The organism is Cypionkella sinensis, from assembly GCF_042646385.1.
GTDB classification, from domain to species: Bacteria; Pseudomonadota; Alphaproteobacteria; order Rhodobacterales; family Rhodobacteraceae; genus Cypionkella; species Cypionkella sinensis.
On record NZ_JBHRTO010000001.1, the window covers coordinates 2,037,947 to 2,053,631 of the forward strand.

Annotated in this window: 13 protein-coding genes; 7 read left to right on the forward strand and 6 right to left on the reverse strand. The window is 63.7% G+C overall.

Annotated features, from left to right (window positions below):
• The first annotated feature begins 53 nt into the window (after positions 1–53).
• Positions 54–443 carry a winged helix-turn-helix transcriptional regulator gene (locus ACFOGH_RS10155; RefSeq protein WP_380072956.1) on the forward strand — a complete coding sequence of 130 codons (390 nt, stop codon included), beginning with the start codon at positions 54–56 and terminating at the stop codon, positions 441–443.
• On the opposite strand, the gene ACFOGH_RS10160 is transcribed toward ACFOGH_RS10155, so the two are convergent.
• From ACFOGH_RS10160 to ACFOGH_RS10170, 3 genes are read right to left on the reverse strand one after another with little or no spacing between them, the layout of a single operon-like run.
• A complete protein-coding gene (locus tag ACFOGH_RS10160) occupies positions 436–1,788 on the reverse strand; it encodes a HAMP domain-containing sensor histidine kinase (protein ID WP_380072957.1) in 1,353 nt (450 codons plus the stop codon). The two genes, ACFOGH_RS10155 and ACFOGH_RS10160, sit on opposite strands and share 8 nt — an antisense overlap.
• A complete protein-coding gene (locus ACFOGH_RS10165) occupies positions 1,785–2,471 on the reverse strand; it encodes a response regulator transcription factor (RefSeq protein WP_380072958.1) in 687 nt (228 codons plus the stop codon). Before ACFOGH_RS10165 ends, ACFOGH_RS10160 begins: the two co-directional genes overlap by 4 nt.
• Before the next feature lie 25 nt (positions 2,472–2,496).
• Positions 2,497–3,855 carry a S1C family serine protease gene (locus ACFOGH_RS10170; RefSeq protein WP_380072959.1) on the reverse strand — a complete coding sequence of 453 codons (1,359 nt, stop codon included), beginning with the start codon at positions 3,853–3,855 and terminating at the stop codon, positions 2,497–2,499.
• 200 nt (positions 3,856–4,055) lie between these two features.
• On the opposite strand from ACFOGH_RS10170, the gene ACFOGH_RS10175 reads away from it, so the two are divergent.
• From ACFOGH_RS10175 to ACFOGH_RS10190, 4 genes are all read left to right on the forward strand, one after another.
• Positions 4,056–5,453, forward strand: coding sequence for a multicopper oxidase family protein (locus ACFOGH_RS10175; RefSeq protein WP_380072960.1), 1,398 nt, complete (start codon positions 4,056–4,058; stop codon positions 5,451–5,453).
• A gap of 112 nt (positions 5,454–5,565) precedes the next feature.
• The gene (locus ACFOGH_RS10180) at positions 5,566–6,150 is read left to right on the forward strand and encodes a hypothetical protein (protein ID WP_380072961.1); all 585 of its coding nucleotides are present in this window, start codon (positions 5,566–5,568) and stop codon (positions 6,148–6,150) included.
• A 4-nt stretch (positions 6,151–6,154) separates the two neighbouring features.
• On the forward strand, positions 6,155–8,218 hold the full coding sequence (locus ACFOGH_RS10185; RefSeq protein ID WP_380072962.1) for a caspase family protein: 2,064 nt from the start codon (positions 6,155–6,157) through the stop codon (positions 8,216–8,218).
• Positions 8,219–8,292: 74 nt separating this feature from the next.
• Positions 8,293–8,727, forward strand: a complete 435-nt coding sequence (locus ACFOGH_RS10190; protein ID WP_380072963.1) for a tail fiber domain-containing protein — start codon at positions 8,293–8,295, stop codon at positions 8,725–8,727.
• A 54-nt stretch (positions 8,728–8,781) separates the two neighbouring features.
• Here ACFOGH_RS10190 and iolG read toward each other — a convergent pair whose 3' ends face one another.
• From iolG to ACFOGH_RS10205, 3 genes are all read right to left on the reverse strand, one after another.
• Positions 8,782–9,783: an inositol 2-dehydrogenase gene (gene iolG, locus ACFOGH_RS10195; RefSeq protein WP_380072964.1), complete on the reverse strand. Its 1,002-nt coding sequence runs from the start codon at positions 9,781–9,783 to the stop codon at positions 8,782–8,784.
• 178 nt (positions 9,784–9,961) lie between these two features.
• Positions 9,962–12,448 (reverse strand): ABC transporter permease, encoded by a 2,487-nt coding sequence (locus ACFOGH_RS10200; protein ID WP_380072965.1) that lies wholly within the window; start codon positions 12,446–12,448, stop codon positions 9,962–9,964.
• Positions 12,449–12,488: 40 nt separating this feature from the next.
• A complete protein-coding gene (locus ACFOGH_RS10205; protein ID WP_380072966.1) occupies positions 12,489–13,169 on the reverse strand; it encodes an ABC transporter ATP-binding protein in 681 nt (226 codons plus the stop codon).
• On the opposite strand from ACFOGH_RS10205, the gene ACFOGH_RS10210 reads away from it, so the two are divergent.
• Positions 13,168–13,842, forward strand: coding sequence for an arylesterase (locus ACFOGH_RS10210; RefSeq protein ID WP_380072967.1), 675 nt, complete (start codon positions 13,168–13,170; stop codon positions 13,840–13,842). The two genes, ACFOGH_RS10205 and ACFOGH_RS10210, sit on opposite strands and share 2 nt — an antisense overlap.
• Before the next feature lie 57 nt (positions 13,843–13,899).
• Positions 13,900–15,309, forward strand: coding sequence for an FAD-binding oxidoreductase (locus ACFOGH_RS10215; RefSeq protein ID WP_380072968.1), 1,410 nt, complete (start codon positions 13,900–13,902; stop codon positions 15,307–15,309).
• The last annotated feature ends 376 nt before the right edge of the window (positions 15,310–15,685 follow it).

The window sequence follows — 15,685 nt, forward strand, 5'->3', positions numbered from 1 at the left end:
AGCTGTTGATTATGGGAAGAACACACGAAAAAGTAGGGTACTTACCTGCAGGTATGCCCGATGAAGCTGCCACCAAATCGCCCGATGCGCTGTCGGCGGCGGTAGGGGTTGAAACGGTCATTCGGATGCTGGAGGGCCGCTGGAAACTGGTGATCCTGTTCCAGTTGTTCGGCGGTAAATTGCTGCGGTTTTCAGAGTTAGAGCGGGCGATCCCCTCGATCTCGCAGAAGATGCTGATCCAGCAGTTGCGCCAGATGGAGGCGGACGGCATCGTATCGCGGCTGGTGCATCATCAGGTGCCGCCGAAGGTGGAATATGGCCTGACGGCATGGGGGCAATCCTTGTGCCCCGCGCTGGATGCGTTGCTGCAATGGGCGGGCAATGCGCCAGTTGAGGTGAGCCTAGGGTTAGAACATTTCGTGCCACGCAAGGGGGTTAGCTGATCAGCTTTGGCCACAGGGTCTCGATCGTCAGGCCCTTGTCCACCTCTGGCAGCATCAGTTTGGCGCCGTGGCGCGCGGCGATGGCGCGCACAAGGGCAAGGCCCAGACCATGACCTTTGATGCCACGTTCCTGGTCGCGCGGGGCGCGGGTAAAGCGATCAAATGCCGCGTCGCGCAGATCGGGCGGCAAGCCGGGGCCGGTATCAGACAGGGTCAGGCGATGGTGGTCGGGCGTTTCGGTCAGCGTCAGCGTCAGGCTATCCCCGGGGCCGCAGTATTTGATGGCGTTGTCGATCAGATTGGCCAGCATCTGGGCAATCAGATTGCGGTCGCCCAATATATGCAGATCGGGCGTGGTGTTCAGGGTGCAGATTAGGCCCTTGTCTTCCGCCAGTGGCTCGTAAAGATCCCAGACTTCGCCCGCCACGGCAGACAGATCAACGGGAAGTAACCCGCCGCCATTGCCCTGATCGGCCTCGGCGCGAGAGATATCGAGCAGCGAGTCGAACACCCGGATGGCGTTGCGCATCTCGGCACGCAGATCGTCGGTCAGGGCGGGTTGGCCTTCGATCTGCGCCAGCTTTTGCAGCATCCGGTTCAAGGGCGTGCGAAGTTCGTGCGCGATGGTGTCCGACAGGCGGTGCGTGGCGCGGTTGAGGTTTTCGATCCGGTCCAGCATGGCGTGGACATGCGTTTCCAGCAGGCCAAACTCGTCAGGACTGCGCGGGCCGGGAAGGCGGGCGGCAAGGTCTCCGGTGGCGACCTGATCGGCAAGACTATTGAGCCGGGTGATGCGGGCCATCACCGATTTGGCGGCGAGCGTGCCTATGATGGCGCCCGCGGCAATCAGGATCAGGCTGAGGGTGGCCATACCTTTGCGCAAACTGGCAAGGGTGGCCTCGACGGGTTCAAGCGAGCGGGCGACCAACAACGGAAAGCCGCCGGGCAGGATGCGCGCAACGCCCAACCATGTCGTGCCGTTGGCGGTGAAGCGCTGCGCGGCATCGGTCGAGAAATCGGCATAGGTCGCGGTCGGGTCGCGGGCTTCGATGTTGGCGGGCCATGCGGTTTCGGTGCCAGCCAGCCGCTTACCGTTGCGGTCTTGCAGCAGCAACAACTCGCCGCCGGTGGTTGTGCGGTCGGTGATGGCTTGGCGCAGGGCAATGATGCGGCGTTGTTGGTAAAGTGCAGCATAGCCTGCCAGATCGGCACTAAGCGCGGCCTTTGTGGCCTCGGTCAGTCGGGATTCGACAAGGCGGTATTGCAGACCCATCGCCAGCAACGACAGCAGACTAATGGCCAGTGCCATGGTGGCGGCCAGTTTCAGGGTGGAGCGTGCGATCATGGCGCGGGAAGTGGGGCAAACACATAACCCTCGCCGCGCGCAGTCTGGATGGCTTGCGATCCGGCGTCTTCCAGCTTGCGGCGCAGGCGGCCGACATGGACATCGACGACATTGGTGCCTGGGTCAAAATGCAGTTTCCAGACGTTCTCCAGCAGTTGCATCCGCGTCACCACCTGTCCGGCGTTCTGGGCGAAATAGGTGATCAGCTCAAATTCCTTCGGCGAGACCGCGACATGTACGCGGTTGACGTGAACGGTGCGGGCCTTCATGCGGATTTCAAGCTGTCCGAACACCAGCAGGTCATTGTCCTGCCCCTGCATCGTCGCGCGGCGCAGCAGGGCGCGCAGGCGGGCGCGGAGTTCTTCTGGCTCGAACGGTTTGGGCAGGTAATCATCGGCACCTTTCTCCAGCCCCTCAACCCGGTTTGCGGCGCGGCCCAAAGCGGACAGCACCAGAATCATCCCCTGCGCGCCGAGGCTGCGCATCTTCGCGATGGCCTCAACCCCGTCACCACCGGGCAGCATCCGATCCAGCACGATGACACGGAAGTCTTGCACGGAAAGGGTGATACCTTCGGGCAGGGTGGAGGCGATGGTGGCAGAGCAGCCCAGTGCCTGCACCTCGTCGGCGATGGATTGGGCGATCTCGGGATCATCCTCGATGATCAGGATACGGTCGGTCATGGCGGTTCCTTCGCTTTGGCAGATGTCAGAACACCACCACGTCGCGGTCAAGCACATTCGCGCCGCCGACGGGGTGAAGCGATTTTCCCGTAGCCCATGGGTCGATCAGCACATGCCGGGTGCCGGTTGCACCTTGGACCAGCAACAGCACCGGCTGAGCAAAGCTTTCGGTGGCTTGGGACTGCGGGGCTTGGCCGTCGATCTGCAAGATGGTCTCGGTGGCGGTCAGGCCTGCGGACAGCGCGGGCGAGTTGGCGCGGACTGCGGTGATCCGGGCGCCGTTCAGCGTCAGGCCAAGGTCTTGCAGGGTATATTCCTTGCGCCGCTGCGGGTTGGAAATGTCACGCAGTGTCAGGGGGGAATCTACGGTGGCGATGTCGGCCATAAGAATCACCACCGCACCGCCGCGCAGAACGGTCAGGTCAAGCTGGCCTTGCTGTTGCGCCGCTTCAAGCGCGAAGGCCAGATCGCCGGGCTTGGCGATGGCCGCGCCGTTCAGCGCCAGAATCACATCGCCAGGGCAGAGGCCTGCGGTTTCGGCAAGGCTGGCAGGGGTGATTGCATCAACCAGCAGGCCGGTGGCGGCGATGCCCAGCGCCTCGGCCAGTTGCCGCGACACCGGGCGGGCGGTCAGGCCAAGCTGCGGCAGTGGTGGCAAGGTCTCGGCGATCAAGCCCTGCACGATTCGCGCCAGATCGCGGGCCGGGATGGCATAGGCGATGCCGATGAACATGCGGCTGCCGTCGGCGATCTGGGAATTCATCCCGACCAGCGCGCCCGTGGCATCCACCAGCGGCCCGCCGGACGAGCCGGGATTGAGGGCGGCATCATGCTGGATCATGCGGATCGGCGAAGCGGGTTCAACCTGACGGTCCAGGCCCGAGACCCGGCCCGCTGTGACGCTGAATTCAACATCCATCGGCGCGCCCAAGGCCCAAACCTCGGCCCCAAGCTGCGGCGGGGTGGCGGCGGGGATCAGGCCGCCCTGCCCCCCCGACGTGACCGCGATCACCGCGACATCGCGGCTGGGGTCGGCGGCAATCACCCGGCCGATCTGCTGCTGCCCTGCGGCATCGGTCAGACGGACTTCTTGCGCCGCCCCCACCACATGCGCATTGCTGATCGCCACGGTGCCATCGCCCCACAGGAAGGCCGAGCCGAGAAAGCGGTCTTCGGAATCGGCGCTGTGGACGGTGAAGACTTTGGCCATCGCGGTTTCCAACATCGGCGCATCTGCGGCTTGGGCTGGGACGGCGAGAAGCAGAAAGGCGCAGATCGCGCGGCGGAAGGTGGTGAGGCAAATGCGCATGAATATCCTCGGGTTAGGTCTTGGCGGCAAAGCTATCGCGGATGCGTCGGGATCGCCCGTGACAAAGGCTGTCATGGCTTTGGGCTTTGCAGAGGGGGGCCAGCGCCCTCGCCCTTGCGGGCTCGCCCCCGGGATAACTGCGCGCAGAGGATGAGGGGAAGGGCGTTGGGTCGGACGTTTAGGTGCCCGCGAAGATGTGAACCGGGCTGCGGCATTTCCCGCCGCGCGTGGGGCAGGGTTTTGGGCTATGCTGGGTCAAATCAAGGAGTCCTGTCATGCTGATCCGCCCGACGCGCCGCCGTTTTCTGACCTCTGCCGCTGCTCTGCCCCTCGCAGCGCTGGCGCGGCCTGCGCGGGCCGAGGTGGCGGAGATGAGCATCAGCACCCGACAGATCGAAGTGTTGGGACGGGCCGCGACGGTTTACGGCTTTAACGGTTATGACGGCCAGTTGGGGTTTTACGGCAGCGCGGGCGATCGGTTTCAGCTTGGCATGCAGAACGACACCGACATGGATATCATCACCCATTGGCACGGCCAGGTGATGGCCACCGAGGGGCAGGACCGGGCCTATACCGGCGGCGGGGCACTGGCTGCGGGGGCGGCGGATTGGATGGATTTCGAACTGACTCCCGGCACGCATTGGATGCACGCGCATCAACTGGCCGAGCAACAGTTGATGGCCGCCCCGATGATCTGCCGCGAAGCGGATGCGCCCGATGTGCAAGAGCATGTGATCATGCTGCATGATTTCAGCTTTCGCGCGCCAGCCGAGATTCTGGCGGAACTGGGCGGGTCGGATATGCACGCAGGCGGCATGGCCGGGATGGATCATTCCGCAGGCGGTATGGCGGGGATGGATATGGGCGGGATGGTTCATGCCAATGATGTGACATACGATGCTTATCTCGCCAACGACCGCACCTTGGCAGATCCTGAAGTGGTCGAGGTTGAGGCAGGCGCGCGGATACGTTTGCGGATCATCAATGCAGGCACGGCGACGGCGTTCTGGATTGATCCGGGGGTTTTGGAGACGCAGGTGATCGCGGTGGATGGCAATGCTTGCGCGCCCCTGAAGGCCAAGGCCTATCCGATGGCGCAGGGGCAGCGGCTGGACCTGTTGCTGACGATCCCGCCGCAGGGCGGCGCATTTCCGATCTTCGCGCAGGTAGAGGCCGCGCGGATGCGCACCGGGATTGTGCTGGCGACCTCTGGCGCGCAGGTGGAACGGCTTGGTGATATGGCCGAGGCTGAGGCGCCGCATCTTGATGCGCGCTTTGATGCCGGGTTGCGGGCGGTGCAGGCACTGCCTGAACGCAGCGGTCAGATGGCGCATCTGATGTTGGGCGAAGAAGCCGGTTATCGCTTTACCATCAACGGCAAAGTGCATGGCGAGGATACGCCGATTGCCGCCAAAGTGGGTGATCGGCTGGAGTTGATGTTCATGAACATGGGCGTGATGATGCATCCGATGCATCTGCACGGCCATCACTTTCAGGTCGTCGATGTCGGCGCGGGCCGGTTCAGCGGGCCACGCCGCGATGTGGTGGCGGTGGCTCCGGGTGGCATGGTGACGGTGGCGGTTGATCTGGACAAACCCGGCAGTTGGTATCTGCATTGTCACCACCTGTACCATATGGCGACCGGGATGATGACAGAGTTGCGGGTGGCTTGAGCCCGCATGACAAATGCTGTCAGGGCATTTTCAGAACTTTACAGGGGCCGTGCGGGCCTGCATCTTTTGCGCAGACGGTGGGTTTCTGCCGCGCTTAACCCAAGGGTTCGCCATGCTGCGCCTGTCACTTCTGTTTGCCATCACCGCCCTGCCCGCGCTGGCCGCCCCGCCTTCGGGGGTGAAGCTGGCAGAACTGTCGGCGCAACTTTACGCCACCGGGATGCAGGCCGAGGATGCGGTGTTGCTGATCGCGGCAGCCAAGTTGCGCAAACAGATCACCTTCCGGGGTGCGGGCGAGGCTCCCCTGGAGTGGGAAGCGATGCTGACGCAGGCCGAGGCTTTGGCCGCAGGCGATGACGCTTTGCTGGGGATGATTGCCGATGTGAAGGCGGAAGGCGTGAAGGGCGTGGCCTCGGGGCCGAAGTATCAGATTGGCACTTTGGCCAGCGGCGGCATAGACAGCTTCCCCGGCATGGGTTTTGCGGCGGGCGATTACGCTGAGATTTATGTCGAGGCAAAGGTGGACACCGATCTGAACCTGCGGGTGCTGGATAGCGCGGGCCAAGTGGTGTGCGCCGATACCAATCCCTCGCCCATCGCCTATTGTGGCTGGACGCCTGCGGCCGCGGGCGATGTGGTGGTGCAGGTGGAAAACGCAGGGCCGCAGGATACCGGCTATGCCTTGATAACGAATTGATGCCATGAAACTGAAAGCAACATTGCGCGCGGGATGGATCGGGGCGGCCTTGGCGCTGGCGGCGCTTCCTGCCGTTGCGCGTGAGAATTATGCGCTGCTGATCGGCGCGGCAGAGTACAAGAATCTGGATCAGAAATACTGGCTGAAAGGCCCCGCCAATGATGTGCGGCTGGTGCAGACCTATCTGACCACGCAAAGCCCGGTGCCGTTTGCGCCGCAGGATGTGATCATGCTGGCCGACGGGGTGGAGGGGGCCAAGCCACCGACGCTGGCGGCGATCCGCGCGGCGGTGGCTGATCTGACGGCGCGGGTGCAACCGGGGGATTTCGTCTACCTGCATTTCTCGGGTCACGGCTCGCAATCGCCCGCTTTGAACCCTGAAACTGAGTTGGACGGGCTGGACGAGACGTTTCTGCCATCGGATATCGGGCCATGGGAAAACGCGGTCGGCACGGTGCAGAACGCGCTGGTCGATGATGAGATCGGCGCGATGATCGACGGGCTGCGCGCCAAGGGGGCCGATATCTGGGCGGTGTTCGACAGTTGCCATTCCGGCACGGTGACGCGGGCGCTGGAGGAAGACGACGTGCGGCTGCGCGAATTGCCGCCCGAGGCATTGGGGATTCCGGCTGAATTGATGGAGGTTTCCACCCGTGCCTTGCCGAAGGTCGAGGCGCCTTTCGATGAAGCCGCAGCCCCCGGCATGGGCAGTTTCGTGGCGTTCTTCGCGGCGCAAACCAATGAGGTAACGCCCGAGAAAAACCTGCCGAAAGGCAAGCCGGGGCGGGTGCCGCAGGGGGTGTTCACCTATACTCTGTTCGAGGTGCTGGCGCAGAATCCGGGGGCGAGCTATGGCCAGATTGGGCAGGAAGTGCTGCGGTCTTATGCCACCAAGCGGCTGGCCACGACGACGCCGATGTTTGAAGGCGATCTCGACCGGGTGGCGTTTTCTGGCACCAAACAGGACCGCGTGGCGCAATGGTCTGCCAGCGTCGAGGACGGCATTTTCAGCATCCCCGCCGGATCTTTGCATGGTCTGAGCGGAGGCGCGGTGCTGGCGGTGATCGCCAAGGCGACGGATGGCGATGACGCGGCCCTAGGCTATGTCAAGCTGACCACGGTGGATACATTCACCGCGCAAGGTCAGGCGGTGGCGGGCGACAAGCCGCTGCCCACCGATCTGCCCAAAGGGTTTTTGCTGCGCAAGATCGGCAGCGACGTGGATTTCACCCTGACGGTGGCGCTGCCCTCCCAACAGGATTCGCCCGCGACCGCGGCACTGGAGGCGGCGATGAGCGCGTTGGAGGCGGCCTCTGGCCCTCGGCTGGTCTATGTGCCCGCAGGAGCCGAGGCCGATTTGCGGTTGGCGGTGATCAAGGACAGCCCGCGCCCGGATGCGATCTGGGTGCTGCCCGCCAGTGGGCTGGTGGCGGATTATGCCACCACGCCTTCGGTTTCAACCGCCGACAAGGATGCGACTGCGCTGGGAGAAACCCTTGCCGATACGCTGACCACGATGGCCCGCGCGATCAATCTGCAAAAGCTGGGGGCGGCGGTGGGGGCTGGCAGCCTGAATGTCGATGTGGAGCTGCTGACCGGCAAGAACAAGAACGCGCTTCAGGTGGCCAAACCCGCCGAGGTTCCGCGCCTGGTGCCGGATGATCAGGTGCATATTTTGGCGCGCAACAATATGGACCAACCCGTTGATATCAATGTGCTGTATATCGCGGCGGATTATGCGATCAGTCATTGGTTTTCGGGCCGTCTGCAACCCGGTGACACGCTGAAAAAGGGCCTGTTCAAGATCGGCGCGGATGTATTGGGGGATGAGCGGATGATCGTGGTGATGACCCCTGCCCTTCCACAATCACCGGTCGAGGATCTCAGCTTTCTGGCACAGGATGCGCTAGACACCACGCGATCTTTGGGCGGATCAAGCCTTTCTGCCGCACTGGGCGAAGCGGGTTTTGGCCAGACCACGCGCAGTGCCATGGCGTTAGAGGATGACACCGCGGGCCCCGCGCCTGGGATGATTGAGTTGGAGTTGCGCACGGGGCCAGCCCCCTGAAAACTGCGCAATCGTTGACAGAATCAGCGAGCAAGCGCAGCCTTTGAGTGTTATTGCAACTCAAGGATTTACCCATGCGACGTCTGCTTCTTGGCGGCACTGCCGCCGTTGCCTTGCTTTCCAGTTCTGCCTTCGCCGGAGGCGTGCCGGAACCCGTGATGACCCCCGACGTGATCGAAACCAAGACCTCATCCAGCTCGGGCGGGGTGATTGTGCCTTTGCTGCTGTTGCTGGTGGTGGTCGCCGCCGTGGCCAGTTCTGGCGGCGGCGATGGTGGCACGGTTTCGGCATCGGATGCGCGGATCAAGACCGACATCGCTTGGCTGCGGATGGGCAAACATGGCCTGCCGATTTATCGTTATCGCTACAAAGGAATGCCGGAAGTGTTCGAAGGCGTGATGGCGCAGGATGTGGCCAACATCCGCCCCGATGCGCTGGTGCGTTGGCCAAATGGCTTGCTGGCGGTCGATTATGGTCGGCTGGGCATGGCGATGCAGCGGGTCGCCTGAAAGCAGAAGGGGGCGCGGTTTGAGCCACGCCCCCTTTTGAATTTGGCGGAGTGGTTACAGAATTTCCGACATTTTCACCACGCGGCCCTCGGCCACCGATTTCACCGCCGCGTCGGCCAAGGCCAGCGCGATCAGGCCATCTTCGCCCGACGGCTCTGCCTTGCCCTTGCCCGACAGTGCAGCGATGAAAGTGGCGATCTCGGCGGCATAGGCTTCGATGTAGCGGGTCATGAAAAAATCATGCAGCGGCGGGCGGGTGTAGCCTGCGGCGGTGGCGACTTCGATCGACACCGGGCGCTGGTTTTCAGCAGAAACCGCCCCCAAAGAGCCATGCACTTCGATGCGCTGATCATAGCCATAGGTGGCGCGGCGCGAGTTCGAGATCACCGCCTGACGGCCCGATGCGGTTTTCAGCATCACCTGAACAGAGTCAAAATCGCCCGCCTTACCGATGGCCGGGTCGACCAGCACGGCGGCGGTGGCCACGACTTCGGCGATTTCTTCGCCCAGCAGGAAGCGTGCCATGTCGAAATCATGGATGGTCATATCGCGGAAAATCCCGCCCGAGCGGCCGATATATTCCACCGGCGGCGCACCCGGATCGCGCGAGGTGATCACGGCCATCTCCGGGGTTCCGATGCTGCCTCTGTCGATCTCGGCACGCACGGCCTTGAAATGCGGGTCAAAGCGGCGGTTGAAGCCAACCATCAGCGTGCCTTTATGGGCGCGCACGACCTCAAGGCAGGCTTTGACACGGGCGAGCGACAGGTCAATCGGCTTTTCGCAGAACACGGCTTTACCGGCTTTGACAAATTGCTCGATCAGATCGGCGTGGGTGTCGGTCGGGGTGCAGATCACCACGGCGTCGATGTCTTTGGCGGCACAAATCGCGTCAATGCTGCGCACCTCGCAGCCGTACTGATCGGCGATGGCCTGTGCCGCTGCGGGAAAAGCATCTGCCACAGCCACCAGTTGTGCATTGGCATCGCCCGTCACCGCCTTGGCATGGACCTTGCCGATACGGCCCGCGCCCAGAAGCCCGAATTTTACTGTCATGTCATCCTCCTGAAGGGCAATCCGCTGCGTGGTCACTCTGGCAGGATTGCAGTTGCGGAACTGATATTCCATTGACGGGCAAATTCAATCGTATTTTGCCGAGAAATCGCAGCGTGGGCGATATTCTCGGCAGAAATCGGCAAGGGATGCAGCCCCTATTGGAATAAAAATTCCACGATCACTCCTGCGTGCGCAACACCTGTGCAGGGCGTCGGCGCAAGGGGCGTAGCACAAAGATCAGGCTGGCGAGTAGCGTTGCAGCGATTCCGCCCAACACGATACCGAATGCCGAAGCGGGTTCGAACGCGTAGGGGCTTTCCATCACAAAGTGCATCACTGCCCAACCAGCGATGCCGCCTGCGAGAATGGCAACTACACCCGCAGCCGCCCCCATCAGCGCCGCACGCAGCGCAAAGCTGATCAGGATACGCGCACGCGAGGCCCCCATCACCTTCAGCACCGCTGCCTCATAGACGCGGGCGCGCTCACCCGAAGCCGCCGCGCCGATCAGCACCACGAACCCAGTCAGTAAGGTTGCCATGGCGGCGATGGTGGTGGCTTGGGCGATGGCGGTCAGCGCCTCGGTCACGCGGGTGATTGCGTTTTTTACCGAGATCGCGGTGATGTTGGGATAGGCGCTGGCGATGTCGCGCAAGATAGTGGCCTCGGCTGCCGGGTCGGCGTAGACGGTGGCGATATCGGTATGCGGCGCGCCTGCCACGGCGCCGGGGTTCAGCACCATCACAAACCCCATGCCAGCATTGGAGAAATCAACCACGCGCAGGCTGGTGATGCTGGCCACGATGTCGCGGCCAAGGATGTTCAAGGTCAACTGATCGCCGAGTTTCAGGCCAAGTTCCTTGGCCTCTTCGGCAGCAAACGAGATTTGCGCCTCGCCCTGATAATCGGCGGGCCACCATGCGCCTGCGGTCAGCTTGGTGTCGGCGGGTTGCGTGGCGGCATAGGTAATGCCGCGATCCCCCGCCAGCACCCAATGCTCGCCCGCGACCTTGCGCGCATCCTGCCCGTTGATCTTGGTGATGATGCCACGCAACATCGGCGCGGATTCAACCTTGGTGACGGCGGGATTGGCAGCAAGACGGGTGCGGAAGCCGTCGATCTGATCGGGCTGAATATCGACGAAGAAGAACGCGGGCGCGCGGGTGGGCAGATCGCGGGCAATCGCGGCGCGCAGGTTGGCGTCGATCTGGCCGACGGCGGCGAGCACCGTCAGACCCAAACCAAGGGCGAGGACGACTTGCGTGGTTTCCGCGCGCGGCGCGCCAATGGCCGCAAGCGCAAGCCGCATCGCGACGGATCGGGTGCGGCGCGCAAGCAAGCGGGCGAACCGAGCCAGCCCCCAAGCCGCGCAGGCAAGCACCAGCAAAGCCCCGATCACTCCGCCCGCCGTGCCCAGCGCCAGTGACGCGGTGCCCGAAAGCCAGACCGCCCCACCGATCAGCAGCCCCGCCAGCGCCAGCATCGCCAGCGCATAGCGCGCACGCGGCCAGCCGCCCGACAGACCGCCGCGATAGAGCGCCGCAGCGCGGATTTTCTCGCTGCGTGCCAAAGGCCATAGCGCGAACAGGAAGGCCGAGGTGACGCCGTAGAATGCGGCCTCGATCACCGGGCGCGGATAAAGCGCGATCTGCGCCGGAAACGGCAGCGCCGACTGGATCGGCGCCGCCAGCGCCAACGGCGCGCCGACGCCCAACAGGAGGCCCAGCGCCACGCCAAAGCCAACCAGCACGGCGATTTGCAACAGGTAGGTCTGAAAGATCAGCCCGCCGGTTGCGCCCAAAGTGCGCAGGGTGGCGATGGTGGCGATTTTCGCCTCCAGATACGACCGCACCGCTGCGGCAACGCCGACACCACCCACCGCAAGACCAGCCAGACCAACAAGGATCAGAAACGCGCCGATGCGGTCAACAAAACGGGCAACACCGGGCGCGGCCTTGCGGCTATCGCTCCACCGCAGGCCAGAGTCGCGGAACTTCGCCTCGGCTTGGGCTTGCAGCGCGGCAAGGTCCGCCCCTGTGGGCAACAGCAGGCGGTAAGAGGAATCGAACAACGTGCCGGGTTCCAGCAGGCCCGATCGGGCAAGATCTTGGGTTTTTACAATGGTGCGGGGGGCAAGGGCAAAGCCGCCTGTCGCCGAGTCAGGTTCGCGCAGGATGCGGCCTTTCAGGGTGAACTCCTGCGCGCCAAGCTTGAAGCGGTCGCCAATCGCCAGGCCGACCTGGTCGGCGAGAATGCCGTCCATCACAGCACCTTTATCGGCCAGCGCGGTGGTGAGATCGCCCGCCTCAAGCTGCACAGAGCCCAGCAGCGGATAAGCATCATCCACCGCTTTCACCTGCGTCAGCACATGCGCATCGCCCGCCACGACCATAGAGCGGAAATCGACGATCTCCGAGGTTTTCAGCGCGATACTGTCCAGAAACGCGCGTTCTTCCGGCGTGGCGAAGCGATAGGTGAACTCCACCTGCGCATCGCCGCCCAGCAACACCGCGCCCTGATCGCGCAGGCCCGCCTCAATCCCTGCCCGCACCATGCCAACGCCCGCAATCGCGGCAACGCCCAAGGCAAGGCAGGCGAGGAACACCCAGAACCCCCGCAAGCCGCCGCGCAATTCGGCGCGGGCAATCCGCCATGCCAGGCTCATGCGAGGCCACCGCCAGGCGAGGTAAGCCGCAACACCGCGCTCATGCCCCTGCCCCGTCAATGCGGCCATCGACCAGCCGCACCACGCGGCTACAGCGCGCGGCCAACTCTGGCGCGTGCGTCACCAACACCAGCGTCGCGCCGTGGCGGTCGCGCAGGCCAAAGATCAGATCCATGATGGCCGCGCCATTGGCGCTGTCGAGGTTCCCCGTCGGCTCATCCGCCAGCAAGATCGCCGGACGCGGCGCTGCAGCACGCGCTAGTGCCACGCGCTGCTGCTCTCCCCCCGAAAGCTGGGCGGGGTAATGCTGCATGCGGGTGGCCAGACCCACCGCCTCAAGCTCATCCTTTGCGCGAGTTACGGCATCGGTGACGCCCGCGATCTGCATCGGCAAAGCGACGTTTTCCAATGCGGTCAGCGTCGGAATCAGGTGGAAGGACTGAAACACCACCCCCATCCGACCGCGCCGAAACCGCGCCAGCCCATCTTCATCCAGACTGGTGATGTCCTGCCCCAAAGCCTGCACCCGGCCCTTGCTGACACGCTCCAGCCCGCCCATCAGCATCAGTAACGAAGATTTGCCCGAACCCGATGGCCCGACCAGCCCCAAACTCTCGCCACGCGCCACCTCAAGGGTTATGCCTTTCAGGATATCGACGCGGCCCGCATTGCCTGCCAAGGTCAACCAGGCGTCGTCCAGTTTCAGAACGGTATCCATCATGCGTCTATCCTTGCTGTCTTGCCTCACATATGCGCCGCTGCGGACGTTTCGCAATGTCACGGCAGCGATTATTCTGCTGACATCGCCTGCATTTGCCGAAACAACGGTGCTGGCACTGGGCGATAGCCTGACGGCGGGCTACGGGTTGCCGCAGGATCAGGGCTTTGTGCCGCAGTTGCAGGCATGGCTGGCGGCGCATGGGGCAGAGGTGAAGATCATCAACGCCGGTGTGTCGGGTGATACCACGGCGGGCGGGCTGTCGCGCACCGATTGGTCGCTGACGCCGGATGTGCAGGCGGTGATCGTCAACCTGGGCGGCAATGACATGCTGCGCGGCATTGATCCGGCCACCAGCCGCGCCAATCTGGATGCCATTTTGGCCAAGGTGCAGGCCAAGGGTGTGCCCGTGCTGCTGGTCTCTTTGCGCGCGCCGGGGAATTATGGCGCGGATTTCAAAGCGTCGTTCGATGCGATGTATCCTGAACTTGCGGCAAAATACGGCGCGGTGCTGGCCGACAACTACTTTCTGCCGGTGATCAACCAGCAGACCCGCCTGCTCGACCCAGCCTATATGCAGGCCGATGGCATCCACCCCAATGCCAAGGGCGTGGCGAAGATCCTCGAGACGCTGGGGCCGAAAGTGCAAGAGATGTTGGCTCGGGTGGGTGGCTAATCCGCTTGCGTCCGCCTGCACTTCGGTGAAACTGCGCCAAAACGAGCGGAGCCGCAGATGAGCCTTTTGACCGACCTGACCGCCGCCTTGGGGGCTGCCCATGTGATCACCGGCGCCGATCTGGAGCGCTATCGCAGCGATTGGACCACGCATTACACCTCAGACCCGGTGGCGGCTGTGCGCCCCGGATCGACCGCCGAAGTGGCGCAGGTGATGCAGATCGCAGCACGGCATGGCGTGGCGGTGGTGCCGGTGTCAGGGCGCACCGGGCTGGTGGGAGGGGCGATGACGACAGGCGGGCTGATGCTGTCGGTCGAGCGGCTGAACCGCATCCGCGAGATCAAACCCGGCGCGCGGATCGCGATTGTCGAAGCGGGCGTCGTGCTGGACCGCCTGCACGAGGCTGCCGAGGCTGAGGGGCTGTATTTCCCGCTGTGGTTCGGCGCGCGCGGCTCGGCGATGATTGGCGGCGTGCTGTCCACCAATGCGGGCGGCTCGAACGTGCTGCGCTATGGCTCGACCCGCGCTTTGTGCTTGGGGCTTGAGGTGGTCTTGCCGGACGGCCGGGTTCTGAACCTGATGAGCCAGTTGCACAAGGACAATTCCGGCTATGATCTGAAACATCTGTTCATCGGGGCCGAGGGCACCCTGGGTGTGATCACGGCCGCCGTGATGAAACTGGTGCCGCGTCCGCGTGCCTATGCCACTGCCACTCTGTCGGCGCGGTCGCTGCCCGATGCGCTGGCGCTGCTGAACCGCTTGCAGATGGTGTCGGGCGGGTTGGTGGAAGCCTTTGAATATATGCCCGAAACCTACATGCGCCGCTTGGCCGAGGCCCGCCCCGACATCCGCCAACCATTCACACCACGGCAAGAGGTGAACATTCTGGTCGAACTCGGCAGCACCCGCCCCAGCGATGCGGTGGCCGATGCCGAAGGCGTGCTGCCGCTGGCCGCAATGCTGCAATCGGCGCTCGAGGATATGCTGGCCGAGGGCATGGTCCTGGATGCGGAAATCGCCGCATCCGAAGCGCAGCGGCGGGCGATGTGGCAGCGCCGCGAATTGGCCGCCGAAATCACCGTGGCGCGCCAACCCGCGATTGACACCGACATCTGCCTGCCGGTGGATTCGGTGGCGACGTTCTTCGCGCGCATCCACGACCGCCTGACCACGCTTGATCCGGGCGCAGAAACCCTCTCGGTCGCGCATCTGGGCGACGGCAACATCCACTTCACAGTGTTTGGCACCGATGACAGCGCAGACCTTTACGACCGCGTGGTCGAGGCGGTCGAGGATGAGGTGCAGGCTCTGCGCGGCAGTTTTTCTGCCGAACATGGCGTGGGCCTGTCGAAACTGGCCTCAATGCGGCGGCGCAAAGACCCGGTGGCGCTGGACGTGATGCGCAGCGTAAAGGTGGCCTTGGACCCGGCGGGGCGGATGAATCCGGGCAAGGTCATCCCGGAATGACCTGAAACAGGAGCCACCTCGGGCCCCATCGAGGGGCCACTCGGCGGCGCTGCCGGGGAATGCACTTGCAATCGCAGGATTTGATCTGCGTTTGGTGCGGCCAAAGAAGGCGGATGAAAGCCTATACACGCCCTGCTGCGTTCACATTGGTCCAAATACTCCCGCCGGAGGCATCCGACATTGGCCGCAGAAGCCTCCGGCGGGAGTATTTGGACCAATGTGAAAGTCAGAACGGCTCGAAGACCATGCCGGCTCTGGGCGGTAGGGTTTTGCGCCAGCTCTCCCCCTACCGTGGCAACGCCGTCGCGTGGCCGCTCGATGCGGCCCAAGACGGCACCGCCTTTGGGCCGTATCGCTCTGGACACTGCCGTGCCAC